Origin of the sequence: Citrobacter sp. CK194 (assembly GCF_030333395.1) — a bacterium.
In the GTDB taxonomy this organism is placed as follows: domain Bacteria; phylum Pseudomonadota; class Gammaproteobacteria; order Enterobacterales; family Enterobacteriaceae; genus Citrobacter_B; species Citrobacter_B koseri.
The window spans coordinates 1157858-1172591 of sequence record NZ_JAOWGA010000019.1 but is presented as its reverse complement, the minus strand read 5'-3'; the positions used below and the strand labels follow the sequence as shown (position 1 = coordinate 1172591).

15 protein-coding genes are annotated in these 14734 nt (G+C 53.4%); 3 read left to right on the top strand and 12 right to left on the bottom strand.

Going from position 1 to position 14734, the window contains the following annotated elements; genetic code table 11:
* Positions 1-124: 124 nt before the first annotated feature.
* The 5 genes from OGX80_RS21600 to OGX80_RS21580 form a co-directional block, all read right to left on the bottom strand.
* Positions 125-1534, bottom strand: a complete 1410-nt coding sequence (locus OGX80_RS21600; RefSeq protein ID WP_115181619.1) for an aminotransferase-like domain-containing protein — start codon at positions 1532-1534, stop codon at positions 125-127.
* Between the two features lie 51 nt (positions 1535-1585).
* A complete protein-coding gene (locus tag OGX80_RS21595; RefSeq protein ID WP_125337124.1) occupies positions 1586-2002 on the bottom strand; it encodes a type II toxin-antitoxin system HicB family antitoxin in 417 nt (138 codons plus the stop codon).
* Positions 2003-2048: 46 nt separating this feature from the next.
* Complete coding sequence (locus OGX80_RS21590; protein WP_071818852.1) at positions 2049-2225, bottom strand: type II toxin-antitoxin system HicA family toxin; 177 nt, start codon at positions 2223-2225, stop codon at positions 2049-2051.
* 219 nt (positions 2226-2444) lie between these two features.
* The gene (locus tag OGX80_RS21585) at positions 2445-4406 is read right to left on the bottom strand and encodes a peptidase U32 family protein (protein ID WP_115182337.1); all 1962 of its coding nucleotides are present in this window, start codon (positions 4404-4406) and stop codon (positions 2445-2447) included.
* A gap of 78 nt (positions 4407-4484) precedes the next feature.
* Positions 4485-5021 (bottom strand): helix-turn-helix domain-containing protein, encoded by a 537-nt coding sequence (locus tag OGX80_RS21580; protein WP_115181618.1) that lies wholly within the window; start codon positions 5019-5021, stop codon positions 4485-4487.
* A gap of 92 nt (positions 5022-5113) precedes the next feature.
* Here OGX80_RS21580 and OGX80_RS21575 point away from each other — a divergent pair, with 92 nt between their 5' ends.
* On the top strand, positions 5114-6280 hold the full coding sequence (locus OGX80_RS21575) for a benzoate/H(+) symporter BenE family transporter (RefSeq protein ID WP_112002075.1): 1167 nt from the start codon (positions 5114-5116) through the stop codon (positions 6278-6280).
* On the opposite strand, the gene OGX80_RS21570 is transcribed toward OGX80_RS21575, so the two are convergent.
* The gene (locus tag OGX80_RS21570) at positions 6257-7132 is read right to left on the bottom strand and encodes an AraC family transcriptional regulator (protein WP_012132344.1); all 876 of its coding nucleotides are present in this window, start codon (positions 7130-7132) and stop codon (positions 6257-6259) included. The two genes, OGX80_RS21575 and OGX80_RS21570, sit on opposite strands and share 24 nt — an antisense overlap.
* A 193-nt stretch (positions 7133-7325) precedes the next feature.
* On the opposite strand from OGX80_RS21570, the gene OGX80_RS21565 reads away from it, so the two are divergent.
* Entirely contained in the window at positions 7326-8234 is a 909-nt protein-coding gene (locus tag OGX80_RS21565) for a DMT family transporter (RefSeq protein WP_115181617.1), read from the top strand.
* Positions 8235-8266: 32 nt separating this feature from the next.
* Here the strand turns inward: OGX80_RS21565 and OGX80_RS21560 are convergent, their stop codons facing one another.
* The 3 genes from OGX80_RS21560 to tehA form a co-directional block, all read right to left on the bottom strand.
* Entirely contained in the window at positions 8267-8935 is a 669-nt protein-coding gene (locus tag OGX80_RS21560; RefSeq protein WP_012132342.1) for a DUF3313 domain-containing protein, read from the bottom strand.
* Positions 8936-9086: 151 nt separating this feature from the next.
* Positions 9087-9683, bottom strand: coding sequence for a tellurite resistance methyltransferase TehB (tehB, locus tag OGX80_RS21555; RefSeq protein WP_012132341.1), 597 nt, complete (start codon positions 9681-9683; stop codon positions 9087-9089).
* The gene (gene tehA / locus OGX80_RS21550; protein WP_058669188.1) at positions 9683-10684 is read right to left on the bottom strand and encodes a dicarboxylate transporter/tellurite-resistance protein TehA; all 1002 of its coding nucleotides are present in this window, start codon (positions 10682-10684) and stop codon (positions 9683-9685) included. Before tehA ends, tehB begins: the two co-directional genes overlap by 1 nt.
* Positions 10685-10796: 112 nt before the next feature.
* On the opposite strand from tehA, the gene ydcK reads away from it, so the two are divergent.
* Positions 10797-11777 (top strand): YdcK family protein, encoded by a 981-nt coding sequence (gene ydcK / locus OGX80_RS21545; protein WP_115181616.1) that lies wholly within the window; start codon positions 10797-10799, stop codon positions 11775-11777.
* On the opposite strand, the gene rimL is transcribed toward ydcK, so the two are convergent.
* From rimL to OGX80_RS21530, 3 genes are all read right to left on the bottom strand, one after another.
* Positions 11769-12314 (bottom strand): 50S ribosomal protein L7/L12-serine acetyltransferase, encoded by a 546-nt coding sequence (rimL, locus tag OGX80_RS21540; protein ID WP_012132338.1) that lies wholly within the window; start codon positions 12312-12314, stop codon positions 11769-11771. The two genes, ydcK and rimL, sit on opposite strands and share 9 nt — an antisense overlap.
* Before the next feature lie 141 nt (positions 12315-12455).
* The gene (locus tag OGX80_RS21535; protein WP_012132337.1) at positions 12456-12680 is read right to left on the bottom strand and encodes an HP1242/YdcH family protein; all 225 of its coding nucleotides are present in this window, start codon (positions 12678-12680) and stop codon (positions 12456-12458) included.
* A gap of 178 nt (positions 12681-12858) precedes the next feature.
* A complete protein-coding gene (locus OGX80_RS21530) occupies positions 12859-14514 on the bottom strand; it encodes a glucan biosynthesis protein D (protein ID WP_115181615.1) in 1656 nt (551 codons plus the stop codon).
* Between the last annotated feature and the right edge of the window lie 220 nt (positions 14515-14734).

Sequence of the window (14734 nt, the reverse complement as noted above, 5' to 3'; positions counted from 1 at the left end):
GAGGATGGAAAAGACGGTGGGTATTGATATTTCCTATGGCGAGTCAGCGATAAATAACGTTCTGCCCTGATAATCGATACGCTTTCTCTATTTTGGCTAAAACCAAAAGATGGCAACGCGTATTTTATTTCAGCATATCGCGAATAAGTTTCCCCAGTTGAGATACCGCCTGCTCCTCCCTTTCTCCCCACCCCCATGCGGTATTAAACCGGAAAAAATGCGACCAGGTATCAGAGGTCGAAAACATTTTACCAGGGGCGATACTGATCTGATGCGCCAGAGCCTGCGCACTGAGTTCCCCGGCATCAAGAGATTCGGGCAGTTCCAGCCAGAGAAAATAGCCGCTGTCATTGTGGTGAATCTTCACCTCAGCGGGCAGATGGCGCAGCAGCGTTTGCCAGGCCTGCTGTTTTCGCTCCGCCAACTGGCGGCGCAGACGACGCAAATGCGCGTCATAGCGGCGTGTCGAAAGGTAATCGACCAGAGCAAGCTGCATTGGTGAACTGGTGGATAGCGTACTCATCAGCTGTAGCCGTTGAATTTGTCTGGCGTACTTTCCCGCTGCAACCCAACCAATACGAAAACCGGGAACCAGACATTTCGAGAATGACGAACAATGCAATATTTTGTCGTGGCGATCCCAGGCTTTGGCAGGCAGCGGTTTGTCGCGGCCAAAATAGAGCTCGCTGTACACGTCATCTTCAATCAGCACGACGTTGTACTGATCCAGTAACGCGACCAGCCGCGCTTTTTTCTCCGGGCTAAGGGTGAAGCCGAGCGGGTTTTGGCTATTGGTCATCAGCCAGCACGCCTTCACCGGATACTCCTGTAATGCCTGTTCCAGCGCCGCTAAATCGATCCCTTCTTGTACATCCGTGGCGACAGAAAGCGCTTTCAGGCGGAGTCGCTCCAGCGCCTGTAACGCGCCATAAAAGCAGGGATTCTCCACAATAACCCAGTCGCCCGGTTCGGTAACCGCCTGAAGGCTGAGGTTCAGGGCTTCCAGCGCCCCGGCGGTAATGACGATTTCATCAGGAGAGACGGTAATTCCCTGCTGCGCATAGCGTCGGGCGATGGCATGGCGCAGCTCGCTGTTCCCCGGCGGCAGGTTCTCAATCACGCTCATGGCCGTGGCGGTTTTACTGACCTGTGCCAGGGAACGGTTAAGCTGCTGCAACGGAAACAGACGCGGGTCTGGAAAGGCAGAGGCGAACGGCATCACCGACGCATCCCGGCTGGCCTGCAACATTTCGAAAATATAGGTATTAATATCAACGGCTTCATCGCGCATTACCTGCACAGACGGCATCGCAGGCTGGCGCACCGGGCGCGCCGCCACGTAATAACCCGACTGCGGACGCGCAATAATGCGCCCCTGGCTTTCCAGCAACTGATACGCGTGTCCTACGGTCATAAAACTCATGCCGCTGCTGACCACCTGCTCACGCAAGGAGGGTAATCGATCGCCAGGCTGCCACACGCCGGAGGCGATTTGATCGCAAATTTGTTCCGCCAGTCGCTGATATTTCTTCATCGTTTTTTTATTTCACACAATATGTAATGCCTGCTGGAACAACCGGAAAAGCTAAAGCATAGTCAGCGATAACTCTTTACCCAATGCTCTGGCCGCAATCTGCACAGCATCGATTTTCGTTGCGTGTTTTAAGTCGAATAGTCGGGTAATTTCCTGCTTGGGTCTGCCAATGCGCCTCGCCAGCTCCTGCTGCGTGATTTTTGATTCAAGGAACGCATTCAACAAAAGGACTTTAGACGCAATGCTTAGAGGAATCTCCACATAATCATCAGCTTCATCAACCATTGAAGGTAAAGGAATTGGCTGGTTATCTTCAAAATAAAATTCAAAGGCGGTGACTAATGCGCCCTGCGCGGCTTCGAGAGATTCATGGCGGGTGTCACCTTGTGTTAACGCCTCTGGAATGTCCGGGAACGACACAACATAACCCCCTTCTTCTGCGGGAATGAGATTGACGGGATAACGCATAGTTTCTGGTAACGCTCTCATGTGATCAACCTTATATATCTGATGATTAATTCAAACCAAGCTGCTTTAGTATTGCTTTACGCAGGGTGTCTTTAATTTCATCACCAGGATGTCTGGGCATGACGCTTCGTTTGTCGTGATATCTCAACTTCAAATGATTCGTTCCATTTGTTACATCGACTCCCTGAGATTCAAGCCAGCGTCTGAACTCGCTCTGCTTCACCGCGCCTCCCTGCCATGTATTATAACCATAAGGTAAACATTTTTGTTTACCTTTTCTCTTTTTTTGAATGTTATACACCCCGAAATGGCTTTTGGCTGATTAACACTCAAAAACCGGAAAGCTGGTTCCAGTTTTGCGGGAAGGTTAATTATGGTGAGGGGTTTTGAGGTACATCAGGCGTGGCCGGGTGACGCTCAGCGTTCCCGGCCAGCCGCTGACTTAGCTTTTACGTTTTGGCAGCGTTTTCATCAGATCTTCCGGGCTTACGGAGGCGACAACGCTGCCGGGCAAGGGCATTTTCAGAATATGATTTTTGATCTTGCCGATAACGTGCATTTCGCACGGACGGCAATCAAACTTCAGCGTCAATACTTCATCGCCGTGTACCAGTTGCATCGGCGTTGCTTTCCAGCTTTTGATATTCCCTTTCGCCTGTTTCGGGCACAGGTTAAAGGCAAAGCGCAAACAATGTTTGGTGATCATCACTGGCACATCGCCCTTCTCCTGGTGCGCCTCATACGCCGCGTCGATCAACTGGACGCCGTAGCGATGATAAAACGCGCGCGCTTTGTGATTGTAGACGTTAGCCAGGAAGCTCAAATGCGTTTCCGGGTAGACCGGGGCTGGTTGCGCCACCGGCTTACGGCTGCCGCGTTGATAGTTCGCCAGACGCGCCGCATCCAGCATTTCTGCCGCTTCGCGACGGAACTGGTTGAGTAAACTGTTCGGCACGAACAGTGCGCCGGGGAGATTCACCTCAACGCTACGTGCGTAGTACATCGTCTGTCCCAGCTTCGCCACGCCTTCTTTCAGGTTGTTCAACGCTTTTTCGGCGTTGTTCGCCTCGTCAAACTGTCCCTCCAGCGTATGGGTGACGCTCACGCCCTCTTCGCTGGTCAGCGTCAGAATTAGCTGTTCCTGCCAGCCGCCTAACGCGATATCCACCGCCACCCGGCGTTCGCTGGAGGTTTTGGTTAACGCCTGCTGCCAGTTGTGGTCGAGATTACGGTTCAGCGGATGATGCGGGCGCACTTTATGCAGGTCGGACGGCATTTCATTTGGCCAGACGCGATAACGGTTCTGCCCCGTCTTCTCCACCGTATTGGCGCGAAATCCCACCACTTCACGTTTGATCAGCACATTCAGGCCATCGCCGTTGGATAACGGTTCCGTCACCTCAACGTCCAGGTGATCTTTTGCCACTTTGACGACTTCGCCTACCGGCAAACCGATAAATTTTGGCGAATCGAACGCGCCGATATCCCCTTTACGGGCGTTAACAAAATAGTCGGTACTACCGCGATGGAAGGTTTTATCCGTAGAAGGAATAAAAAAGTGCTCAGTACGACCGGCGGAAGCCCGCGCCAGGTCGCCACGCTCCTCGATAATCGCATCCAGCATCTGGCGATAGTGCGCCGTGATGTTCTTCACATAGCTCATGTCTTTGTAGCGTCCTTCAATTTTGAAGGAACGCACGCCAGCATCGATCAACGCGCCCAGATTGGCCGTCTGGTCATTATCTTTCATCGACAACAGGTGTTTTTCGTACGAGACCACCCGCCCCTGATCGTCTTTTAAGGTGTACGGCAGGCGACAGGCCTGGGAACAGTCGCCACGGTTAGCGCTGCGACCGGTCTGCGCATGAGAGATATAGCACTGCCCGGAATAAGCCACGCACAGCGCGCCGTGGATGAAAAACTCAATAGTGGCGTCGGTGGCCTGATGAATCGACTGGATCTGGCTCAGACTCAGTTCGCGCGCCAGCACAATCTGGGTGAAACCGACGTCGGCAAGGAATTTCGCCTTTTCAACGCTGCGGATATCACACTGCGTACTGGCATGCAGTTCAATGGGAGGGATGTCCAGTTCCAGGATGCCCATATCCTGCACAATCAGCGCATCGACGCCGGTCTGGTACAGATCGGTAATCAGCCGTTGCGCGGGCTCAAGCTCATCATCATGCAGAATGGTGTTTAACGTCACAAAGATCTTCGCGCCATAGCGATGCGCAAAAGGCACCAGTTCCGCGATATCTTTCAGGCTGTTACTGGCATTATGCCGCGCGCCGAAGCCAGGCCCGCCGATGTAAACAGCATCGGCGCCATGTAAGATCGCTTCACGAGCAATGGCGGTATCGCGTGCCGGACTTAACAGTTCAAGGTGATGAGGTTGCTGGCGCATACGGTTAATATCATCCAATAACAGCAAAATGGCGGCTATTGTAGTCAGAAGCGCGACGTTTCGGAATACTTTTCCCGTCTAACTATGTGGGTAATGGATCAAGGAGTGAAAGTGAACCGTCTGGCCGCTACTATTGCGATACGCATGGGCGGCATCGCCCGCAAAACGCACGCCTTCGCCGGATTTGAGTGTGCGCCATTCCCCGGCAATACACATATCCAGCGTTCCCTGAATCACCACCACATGTTCGATGACGCCTGCCTCATGCGGCGTCGATTCGCTAAGCGCGCCCGGGGCCATCAATATTGAAAAATGGTCAAAACAGAGCTGCGGGTCCCACGGAAACAGCGGCGTGATCACCATTGCCTGCTGCTGCGGGTCGAAGGTCGGGAGATCCTCCGCTTCCGGCGGGGAGATAAACGTTGAAAACGGGACATTCAAACCGGTGGCAATCTTCCATAATGTCGATACCGTTGGGCTGGATTCGTTGCGCTCTATCTGGCCGAGCATTGCTTTTGAAACCCCTGTCGCTTCCGCCAGACGCGACAGACTCCATTCTCGCTGTTGGCGCAGCGCCTTCAGCGTCGTCGCCAGATAATGGGTCAGGTTGTCCATTTTTCTCCTCCGGTAAAGCCGCAGTCTATCACTTGTGCGCTATAGCGCACAATGCTACAGTTTGTGACCGTTATAACGCACAAGGGGCAATCATGCGGTCATTTTCACTTCCTCTGCCAACCGTGTTGTCTGGTTTCGTTGCGGTCCTGGTCGGCTATGCAAGCTCAGCGGCAATCATCTGGCAAGCCGCGATTGCCGCCGGCGCATCAACCGGACAAATTGCCGGATGGATGACGGCGCTTGGCATCGCGATGGGCGTCAGTACGCTGGCGTTAACCCTCTGGTATCGTGCTCCGGTGCTGACGGCATGGTCAACGCCCGGCGCCGCGTTACTGGTTACCGGCTTGCAGGGTCTCACGCTTGCGGAGGCCATCGGCGTATTTATTGTCGCGAATGCGTTAATCGTTCTGTGCGGCGTAACCGGGTTGTTTGCCCGCTTAATGCAGGTGATTCCGCATTCTCTTGCCGCCGCGATGCTGGCCGGTATTTTATTGCGTTTTGGTTTGCAGGCGTTCGGTCATCTGGATGGCGAGCTGTTTCTGTGCGGCAGTATGCTGCTGGCGTGGTTAGCGCTGAAAGTGCTGGCGCCGCGCTATGCGGTTATCGCCGCAATGGTTGTCGGTATTCTGGTTGCGGGCATGAAAGGTGACATTGTCACGCATGGCATAACCCTCTCCCCGGTGCTACCGGCGTTTATCGCGCCCCATTTTTCGCTTGCTCATAGCCTCGGCGTCGCCATTCCACTGTTTCTGGTGACAATGGCGTCACAAAACGCGCCCGGTATCGCCACGATGAAAGCCTCCGGTTACTCCCTTCCGGTTTCGCCGCTGATCGTGTTTACAGGGCTGCTGGCGCTGGTTTTATCTCCCTTTGGCGTCTACTCCATATGCATTGCCGCTATTACCGCCGCCATTTGCCAGAGTCCCGAAGCGCACCCGGACGCCGGGCGTCGCTGGCTGGCTGCGGCTGTCGCAGGTGGGTTCTATCTGCTGGCGGGATTGTTCGGCGGTTCCGTTACTGCTCTGATGGCCGCCCTGCCCGTAAGCTGGATTCAGATGCTGGCCGGGCTGGCGCTGCTGGGAACAATTAGCGGCAGTTTGTACCAGGCATTGCTTAATGAAACGGAGCGTGATGCCGCTATCGTGACCTTTCTCGTCACCGCAAGCGGGCTGACGCTGCTGGGCATTGGCTCTGCGTTTTGGGGACTGGTAGTCGGAGGCGTCTGCTACGGGGTGCTATCGTTTGCTCGCCGCGCGTAACTGCGACGGCGTCTTACCGGTCACCTGCTTAAAGCGATTGCTGAAATGGCTCGCCGAACTGAATCCGCAGGCCATCGCGATCTCTGACAGCGAACGGGTTGAATGGCAGACCCATTGCTGTGCCAGCGCCATACGCCGCTGCATCACGTACTGGTGTGGCGCCATGTTCATCGACTGGCGAAACATTCTGGCGAAATGAAATTCGCTCAATGCCGCCTCGCGCGCCAGATCGCTTAACGTCAGCGGCTCAGCAAGATGCGCTTCAATGTACGCCAGCACATTGCGCAGCGTGGCGGGCGCCAACCCGCCAGTAACCGTCGGGAGACGCCACTGCACGTTACTGTAATGCTGCACCAGATGCGTCAACAGCAGTGACGAGGCGGCGCTGAGCGTCATATGATTCGCCGGTTGCTGCCAGTCATTTCCCAGCAGGAACTGGCGATAAACCGCCGTTATTCCCGGATCGTTGCCAAAGGTGCGCTCATCCAGGGTAAAGCTGTACGGGCTTTTATCCCAGACCTTTTCCCCAACATCCCGCAGATGGGCATCTGTACAGTAGAGATGGACAAACGACAGGTCGTCGCGAATATCCCAGACGGACTCACTCTCTTTTGGCATCAGACAGAAGCGATCCGGCCCCCCGCCATTCTTCCAGCCGCCCGGCGTTTTGTGGTAGCTCTCGTAGCCGTCAGCGACATACAGGCTGAGAGTATGGTGATCGCAATATTGCGTAATGTTGTCACGTTTATTTGACCATGCCGCCAGCTGGACACCCGAATGCAACGCAACCGAGTCATGCAGCACGGCATTATGTTTGCGTAAATTTTCAAAGGCATCATAAGACTGAGACATACCATCACATCACAAAGCAGTAATAAGTAGAATCTCAGTCTATAACAGCCACGACCCGTTTCCAGCCCTCACCGGCCAGACAGCGGCAAAAAAGCGCAAGATTTTGCAAGTCATCCGCAAACCGGTGCAAGCGCGCGCATTTTTTACATGTCACATTCCTTCTTCGGATAATAAAGATAAAGAAGAGAGTGTTATGAACGCATTATTATACTGTCTGGTGGTTGTCATTTGGGGAACCACCTGGATTGCGATTTATCTGCAACAAGGCCCGGTATCGGCGCCGGTGTCCATTTTCTGGCGGTTTGCCGTCGCCAGCGCGTTAATGATGCTCATCCTGCTGGTGAGCGGGAAGTTACGTAAATTATCCGGGCGCGACCATCTGTTTTGCCTGTTACAGGGCGGATGCGTCTTCTGCTTTAATTTCTGGTGTTTTTATAGCGCCGCCGCCTGGATCAACACGGGGCTGGAGTCCGTCATTTTCTCAATGGCCGTACTGTTTAATGCAGTTAACAGCTTTGTGTTCTTCGGGCATAAACCGCCGCTACGCTTTTATTACGCTGCCGGTCTGGGATTAACGGGCATTATCACGTTGTTCTGGCAGGATCTGGCCAACAGCGGCTGGAACCACTCGCTGTTACTGGGGATTGGTCTGAGCGCGCTGGGAACGTTTGGCTTCTCTTTGGGCAATATGATCAGCATGCGCCATCAGAGAAAAGGTCTGGAAGTCATGACCACCAACAGCTGGGCGATGCTGTACGGCACGCTGCTGATCGCCGCCATTGCCTGTATACGCGGCGATAACTTCACGCCGCAATGGACGTTGAGCTACCTCGGCGCCCTGCTGTATCTGGCAATATTCGGTTCCGTTATCGCGTTTGGCGCGTATTTTACTCTGGTGGGACGCATCGGCCCCGGCAACGCGGCCTACAGTACGCTGCTGTTTCCTCTGGTGGCGCTGACAATATCCACACTCTATGAAAGTTACGTCTGGCAAATGAATGCCGTTGTTGGATTAGTGCTGATTCTGGTTGGCAATCTGGTGATGTTCACGCGTCCAGAGGCGTTAATGAGTAAGCTAATTTACCGTCGCCGGGCGGCATAAAAAAACGCGCCATCCGAAGATGGCGCGTGAACTTATTTTTTACCGACATCAAACATGGTGGCATCAGTCGCCATGTCATCAATCACTTCTTTCAACGTTTCAAACGCCATCGGCGTATTTTCGTTGCTCAGGTCTTTACCCTCGCCCTGACGAACCACTTTCACCACCGGTTTATTGGTGGCGGCATCAATCAGCTCGCCTTCAAAGTAAAGATGCGTATCCATTGTGCGATGGCCTGTCGCCATCTGCGTACCCGCAACGACCAGGGCGACCGGCACCACTTCATAGAATTGCAGCCCCTCTTTGCTGGTATCAACGCCAGTTATCGCGCCGCGGAAAATCAGGCTACGCGGCCCTGGGGTCGTCACCAGAGGTTTACGTTTCTCAATGGCCGTTTTCAGTTGGGTATCGGTATAGCTTCGTAATTTATCCAGAACCTGCTGCCCGACCTGCGTTGTGGGTTTCGGCACCGGATAGTAGGTTATCGGGTTCCAGACGATGCTGTCATATTTAGATTCATCAAAGCTGGGGTCAACCCAACGGAGCACCGGTTTTCCCGTTGCGGAGGTTGTTTCTTTCAGCCCTGAATAATCTTTTAAGAACCCAGAATATTTATCCGGCTGAGTAATTTTTGACGCACAGCCAGATAAAGCCAATAAGCCAGAAAGCACTGCAACTTTAAATAAAGTATGAGTACGCATGGAAACTATCCCTTTTGTTTTTGCAGATATGCAATTGGAATAGTAGCAAAAGGAAACTAATCTGGATGGACTATAAATGGTATCGCCAGCACAAATTCAACACGGCGAGTTGCAGGCCGTATCAGGCCTGCAACTCTATCGTAAAATTGCGTTATGCGCTTTTACGCGCCAGCAGCGTCGCAAAACGCAGTTTGATGCGGTTGCCGTTGGCGTCCGTGCGGTGAAGTTCACCCACATCCTCGTTGTATTTCAGCAATTCCCAGCCTTCGTAGTAACGGCGCAGTTCCCCTTCTTTAAACGCAAACGGGAAACCCACGGTGCAGGGGAAATCTTCCGTATCCATTGCCGCCACAATCAGGTTATGCCCGCCCGGTTTGGTGCAACGCTGCATATTGGCAATCAGCCCCGGAATAGTTTTCGCTTCCAGGAACATCATTACTACCGTTGAGAGAATAAAATCGTAGTCGCCTTCGAAGCTTAACGCGTTAAGGTCAACCACCTTTGCTTGCAGGTTTTCCAGCCCTTCCGCCGCTTTGATGCGCTCAACGTTGGCGATGCTCATCGGATTCTTATCCCAGGCGGTAACGTCATAGCCGTTCGCCGCCAGATAGAGGCTATTACGGCCATTTCCGCAGCCCAGATCCAACGTTTTACCCGGCGCGACCACCTTTGCCGCCTCAACGACGTCGGAGTGCGTGCGGGTTAAATCGTATTTTTCAGTAAAGTAATTTTCGTCACGAAGGGTCATTAGTTATCCTCAGATTTCAGTAATGCGGCGCGTTCTGTGCGCACGAGAAGTTTCCCCTGCATCAGCAGCGCAAACGTGCGTACGAGCAATAACGCTATGATAAAATTGGTAAAAATAAACAACGGAATCGCCAGCGTATGAAAAAATCCCGACGCGCTGGCGTGCCCTAAATGCAGCCCTGTCGTCGCCAGCGCTGAAACGCCGAACGAGAAGCTCCAGAAAGAGGCATTAAACGGCTGCGACAGATACCACGGCATCAGGCGCAGCATGAAAAGCAGTTGCAGCAAGCCATAGCCAAACAGCATTTTCGCCAGCGTATCGCCTTCTCCGCCGTTGACGCTCAGCCAGGCGCTACAGGCCACTAACGCCGGAGCCAACTGAATGCCCAGCGATGTGCGCAGTACCGCCGGTAATTCACCGGAACTGCGCAAACGTTGCAAAATAACGGGTTCCAGACTCAACCACGAGAATACGCCAGCCCCTAAAAAGACCAGCCCGGCGTCGTTGTAACCCAACGCGCCGCAGGCCATCGCGCTAATAAAGTTATTCGCTACCGTCGGCAGATACAGCCCCGGCGTTGTCGCCTCTTCAGGATGCGAACCGCGCCAGAGTCCCGCCGTTTGCCATGCGGCATAAGCCAGTTGCACCACGACGCCAATGCTGAACAATCCCACGGCTAACCCACGACACCAGGGGACAAAACCAATCGCCACCAGCATCGTGGTCGCAGGAAAAAGGCTGACAAAACTGCTCTTTACCGGATGCCGTACCTCCGCCAGTACGCTCTGTGGAAAACGCAGCAGACGGTTAAGAAAGGCAAGCGTCAGCAAGCTCCAGATGATCATTGCCAGGATCACCAGGCCATCGCCAATCCAGTGACTGACGGGCCAGATATGGCTGGCATAGCGCCACGCGAAGCCCATGCCAATGGTGCCCAGTACCATCCCAAAATAGCCAGCCGGAAGATTAAGCACCCGGTCGCTCTGCTTGTTCTTACTCATTTTGTTTAATTTATAAAGTATATTTTAAATGCATTTTATGGAATTTCGCCCTGTTTAGCCAGTGCTGAAAAATTTGCTACGGTTATCTTAAGCGAGCAAAGGGAAATTCCCCATGAGCAAATATCACCTGAGTGAAGAATCGCGTGCCTTTAGTTATCAGGATAACGGCCACAAGAAAAGCGTCTTGCTGCGCCAGATCATTGCCCTTACCGACTTTAACGACGTCAAAGCCGGAACCGCTGGCGGCTGGGTAGACGACGAAAGCGTGCTGGCGCAAGAAGGACACTGCTGGATTTACGACGAGAATGCCCTCGCATTCGCCGGGGCGATGATTTCAGGCAACGCCCGCATCACCCAGGCCTGCATCATCAGAGATCGCGTGCAAATCGGTGATAACGTCTGGATTGATCTGGCCGAGGTCAGTCACGGCGCCCGGATAAGCAACAACGTCACCGTGCAGAATTCGCTCGTTCGCGGTGAATGTCATCTGTCTGGCGACGCTCGTATTCTGCACCATTCGGAGATTATCGCCGCAAAAGGCCTAACCCAGAAAAGCGACCTGACGCTGCAAATCTACGATCGCGCCACCGTCAGCAACTCGCGCATTGTCCATCAGGCGCAAATCTACGGCGATGCGATAGTCACCCAGGCGTTTATTGAACACCGCGCGGAAGTGTTTGATTTCGCGATCGTCGAAGGAAATGAAGAGAATAACGTCTGGCTTTGCGACTGTGCCAAAGTGTACGGTCACGCCCGCGTTATTGCGGGAACGGAGGAAGATGCCATCCCCACGCTGCGTTACAGTGCTCAGGTGGCGGAACACGCGACGGTTGAAGGTAACTGCGTATTGAAACATCACGTTCTGGTCGGTGGTCATGCCGAACTACGCGGCGGCCCTGTCCTGCTTGACGATCATATCCTGATCGAAGGCCATGCCCGCATTCTGGGGGACGTGCTGATTGAGCATCATGTGGAAATCACCGATCGGGCGACGATCGAAACCTTTGATGGCGACAGCATCCATCTGCGTGGCCCAAAAGTGGTTAACGGTGAACAGCATATTACACGAACACCGTTGGCAGGGTTACTCTGAGGCGTTCTCGATAATGCGGGCGTACAGGTTGACGTCGTGATACTCCCCGTTGAGAAACTCCGCTTGTTTCAGGCATCCTTCCAGTTCAAAACCATTGCGGCGCGCCACCTGGTTGCTCGCCTGGTTCGCAACCCGACATTTAATCACAAAGCGTCGAAGCTCGCCGCGCCCGGCATAATGGCCGATAAACGCCTGAAGCGCGCGCGACATAATGCCCTGCCGCTGGTGAGATTCATCCAGCCAGTAACCGATATAGGCGGTTTTATTCAACGGCTCTATCAGATTAAACGAGATGACGCCCACCACCTCCTCTTCCTGAAAGATAAGGAACATTTTGGCGTAGCCGCGCTGGTGCAACATCATATTACCCTGCACATTTTTGCGCGTATCGTCTTCGCTGGCGACAAACTGCGGCCAGTTTAGCGATGCCTGTAGCCAGTCTTTGTTTTTAAGCACCAGTTGATGTAACGGCGTAACATGGCACTCTTCCACCGCTCGCAGTTCCAGTGTTTCGCTGATCGTGATGACTTCAGCCATTTCTCCATCCTTTACGGTGACAACAGCAGGATTTATTAGCTTATCACAGACTTGCCCGCATACCTGAAAACAGGAAGGGCTTCCTTGTCTGTCAGGAAGCCCTTTTAAGCAGGACAAAGACTGCGCAGTGCCTACAACGAATCAGCTCTCATTCAAACTTTCTTTCTGCAATATTCTGAGCAGATCCTCCTTCAGATGGAGTTTCTCTTTCTTCAGACGAACAATATCTAAACTGTATCCCCTGCCGTCAGAACCTTCCAGCCGGGCAATCTCATGATCAAGGGTGTTGTGTTTTTCGAACAAGGAAAGAAAGCGAGGATTCTCGGTTTTCAGTCGTGAAATCAGATCTCTGTATTCTGGAAACATACGCACTCCCTGTTAGTGGCTGTAAAACGTGTACTGAAGTACACACCGTCAGCTTACGCATTTGACATAAGGAATAATGCGAACGGGATCGAGTTTAAATAATGAGCAGAAAATGCGCCGGGAATCGTCGGGAGAAAAGAGCCGCCAGCAGTGTGGCGGCTCGGGGCAGCAGAGCGGATTAACGCATCACACGGTCATCAACGTAGCGACGCTTATCCGGCGCCGGCGGGAAATACTGATACAGCCAGGTTTCGCTAATGGCGTCCCCCTGGCAGCGCAGGAACATACGCATATCCACCGGGTCGGTCGAATCTGACGTCGGATACCAGTCAAACTGGATGCGATAACCATCGAACGGTTCGACATAGAGGATCTCAACCTGTTTCGCTTCGCCGTTAGACAGCGTAATGACAGGCTCGATCCCCTTCGGCGCAGCGGCTTTCAGGTCGCCGCCGACAAAATCAATGGCAAAGCGGCGCGCCCATTTTTCCGGGTAGTGTTCACCTGGCGCCCACCCTTCGGGGAAACCGCCCATACCGGTACGGGTCGCCATCACGCGCGCCAACGGCGAGCGAACCGGCGGTTGCGCGCTCCAGTAAAGACGGTATTTGAACGCCAGATCATCGCCCGCTTTGATCGCTTTTTCCGGCTGCCAGAAGCACACCACGTTATCGAGCGTTTCACCGGTCGTCGGGATTTCCATCAGGCCGATAGACCCTTTCCCCCATTTGTTACGCGGCTCCACCCACAGGCTTGGGCGTTTGTTATACCAGCCCATGATGTCCTGATAGTGGGAAAAGTCACGGTCAAGTTGCAGCAGGCCGAACCCTTTCGGGTTATTGTCGAGATAGGCGTTGAACTGCAATTTCTGCGGATTATTCAGCGGACGGCAGATCCATTCGCCATTGCCCAGCCACATTGCCAGGCGGTCAGAATCGTGAATTTGCGGATGAATGGTGTCGCACATCCGGCGTTCATTGTTGCCGCAGCTGAACATGCTGGTCATTGGCGCGATACCCAGCTGCTTGATGTCTTTACGCGCATAAATGTGGTTTTCCACATCCATGATCACCTGACTCTCTTCACAGTGGATCACAAATTTATAGGCGCCAGTGACGCTTGGGCTGTCCAGCAGCGCGTACACGGTAAACGTGGTGTCGCCCGGTTTCGCCGTCTCAAACCAGAATGCGGTGAAGTCCGGGAACTCTTCTTTGCTGTCGGTATAGGTGTCTATCGCCAGGCCTCGCGCGGACAGCCCGTACTGATAAGTGTCATCCACCGCGCGGAAGTAGCTTGCCCCCAGGAAGGAGACGATGTCGCGACGCGCCAGTTCAGGCGCTTTAAAGGCGCGAAAGCCCGCGAAGCCAAGGTCGGTTTGCCCTTCCAGTTGACGGGTATCGACACCGGCATCGTTGTATTTGAACAGTTCCGGGCGGAAATGAATTTCGCGCGCCTGATGCGTGCTGGCATCAAGCGAGAACATACGCACGCGACGACGAAAGCCCATTCCTACGTGGAAAAATTGCACATCCAGCTTGCGGCCTTCGATGTTGTTCCACAGAGAGTGCGCCGCATCGTACTGAATGCTGTTGTAGGCCTGCGGCGTCAGATTCGCCAGCGTATTGGGTAACGCCCGGGGTTCGCCGCCCCACGGCTTTTGCGCTAAATCGTTCGCCATTGATTGCAGAACGGAAAAGTCAAAACGGACGGTTTGACCATCTGCAATATCAGACTCTGCCGCGAAAGCGGCGCGGGAAAAGAGTGAAGCAATACCGCTCGTACCGCACACGGCGGCCATTGCCATTGAACCTTTAATAAATCGTCTACGATCCATACCTGAAAGTGAGTCCTTCTGGTCGTGTGAATGGTCCCGCGCTGGTCTCTATCAGCGGCAAGAAGTGCAACGTTTCTGACCGCTCACTCTAGACAAAATTCATTAATAATCCAATTGTTGGCTGTCGATAATCTGTACAAAAGCCAAAATATTTTATGTCGATAAGAACTGACTGAATACCGTGTAAATACAGATGGGCGCGCTTTCAGGTTATGAAAAG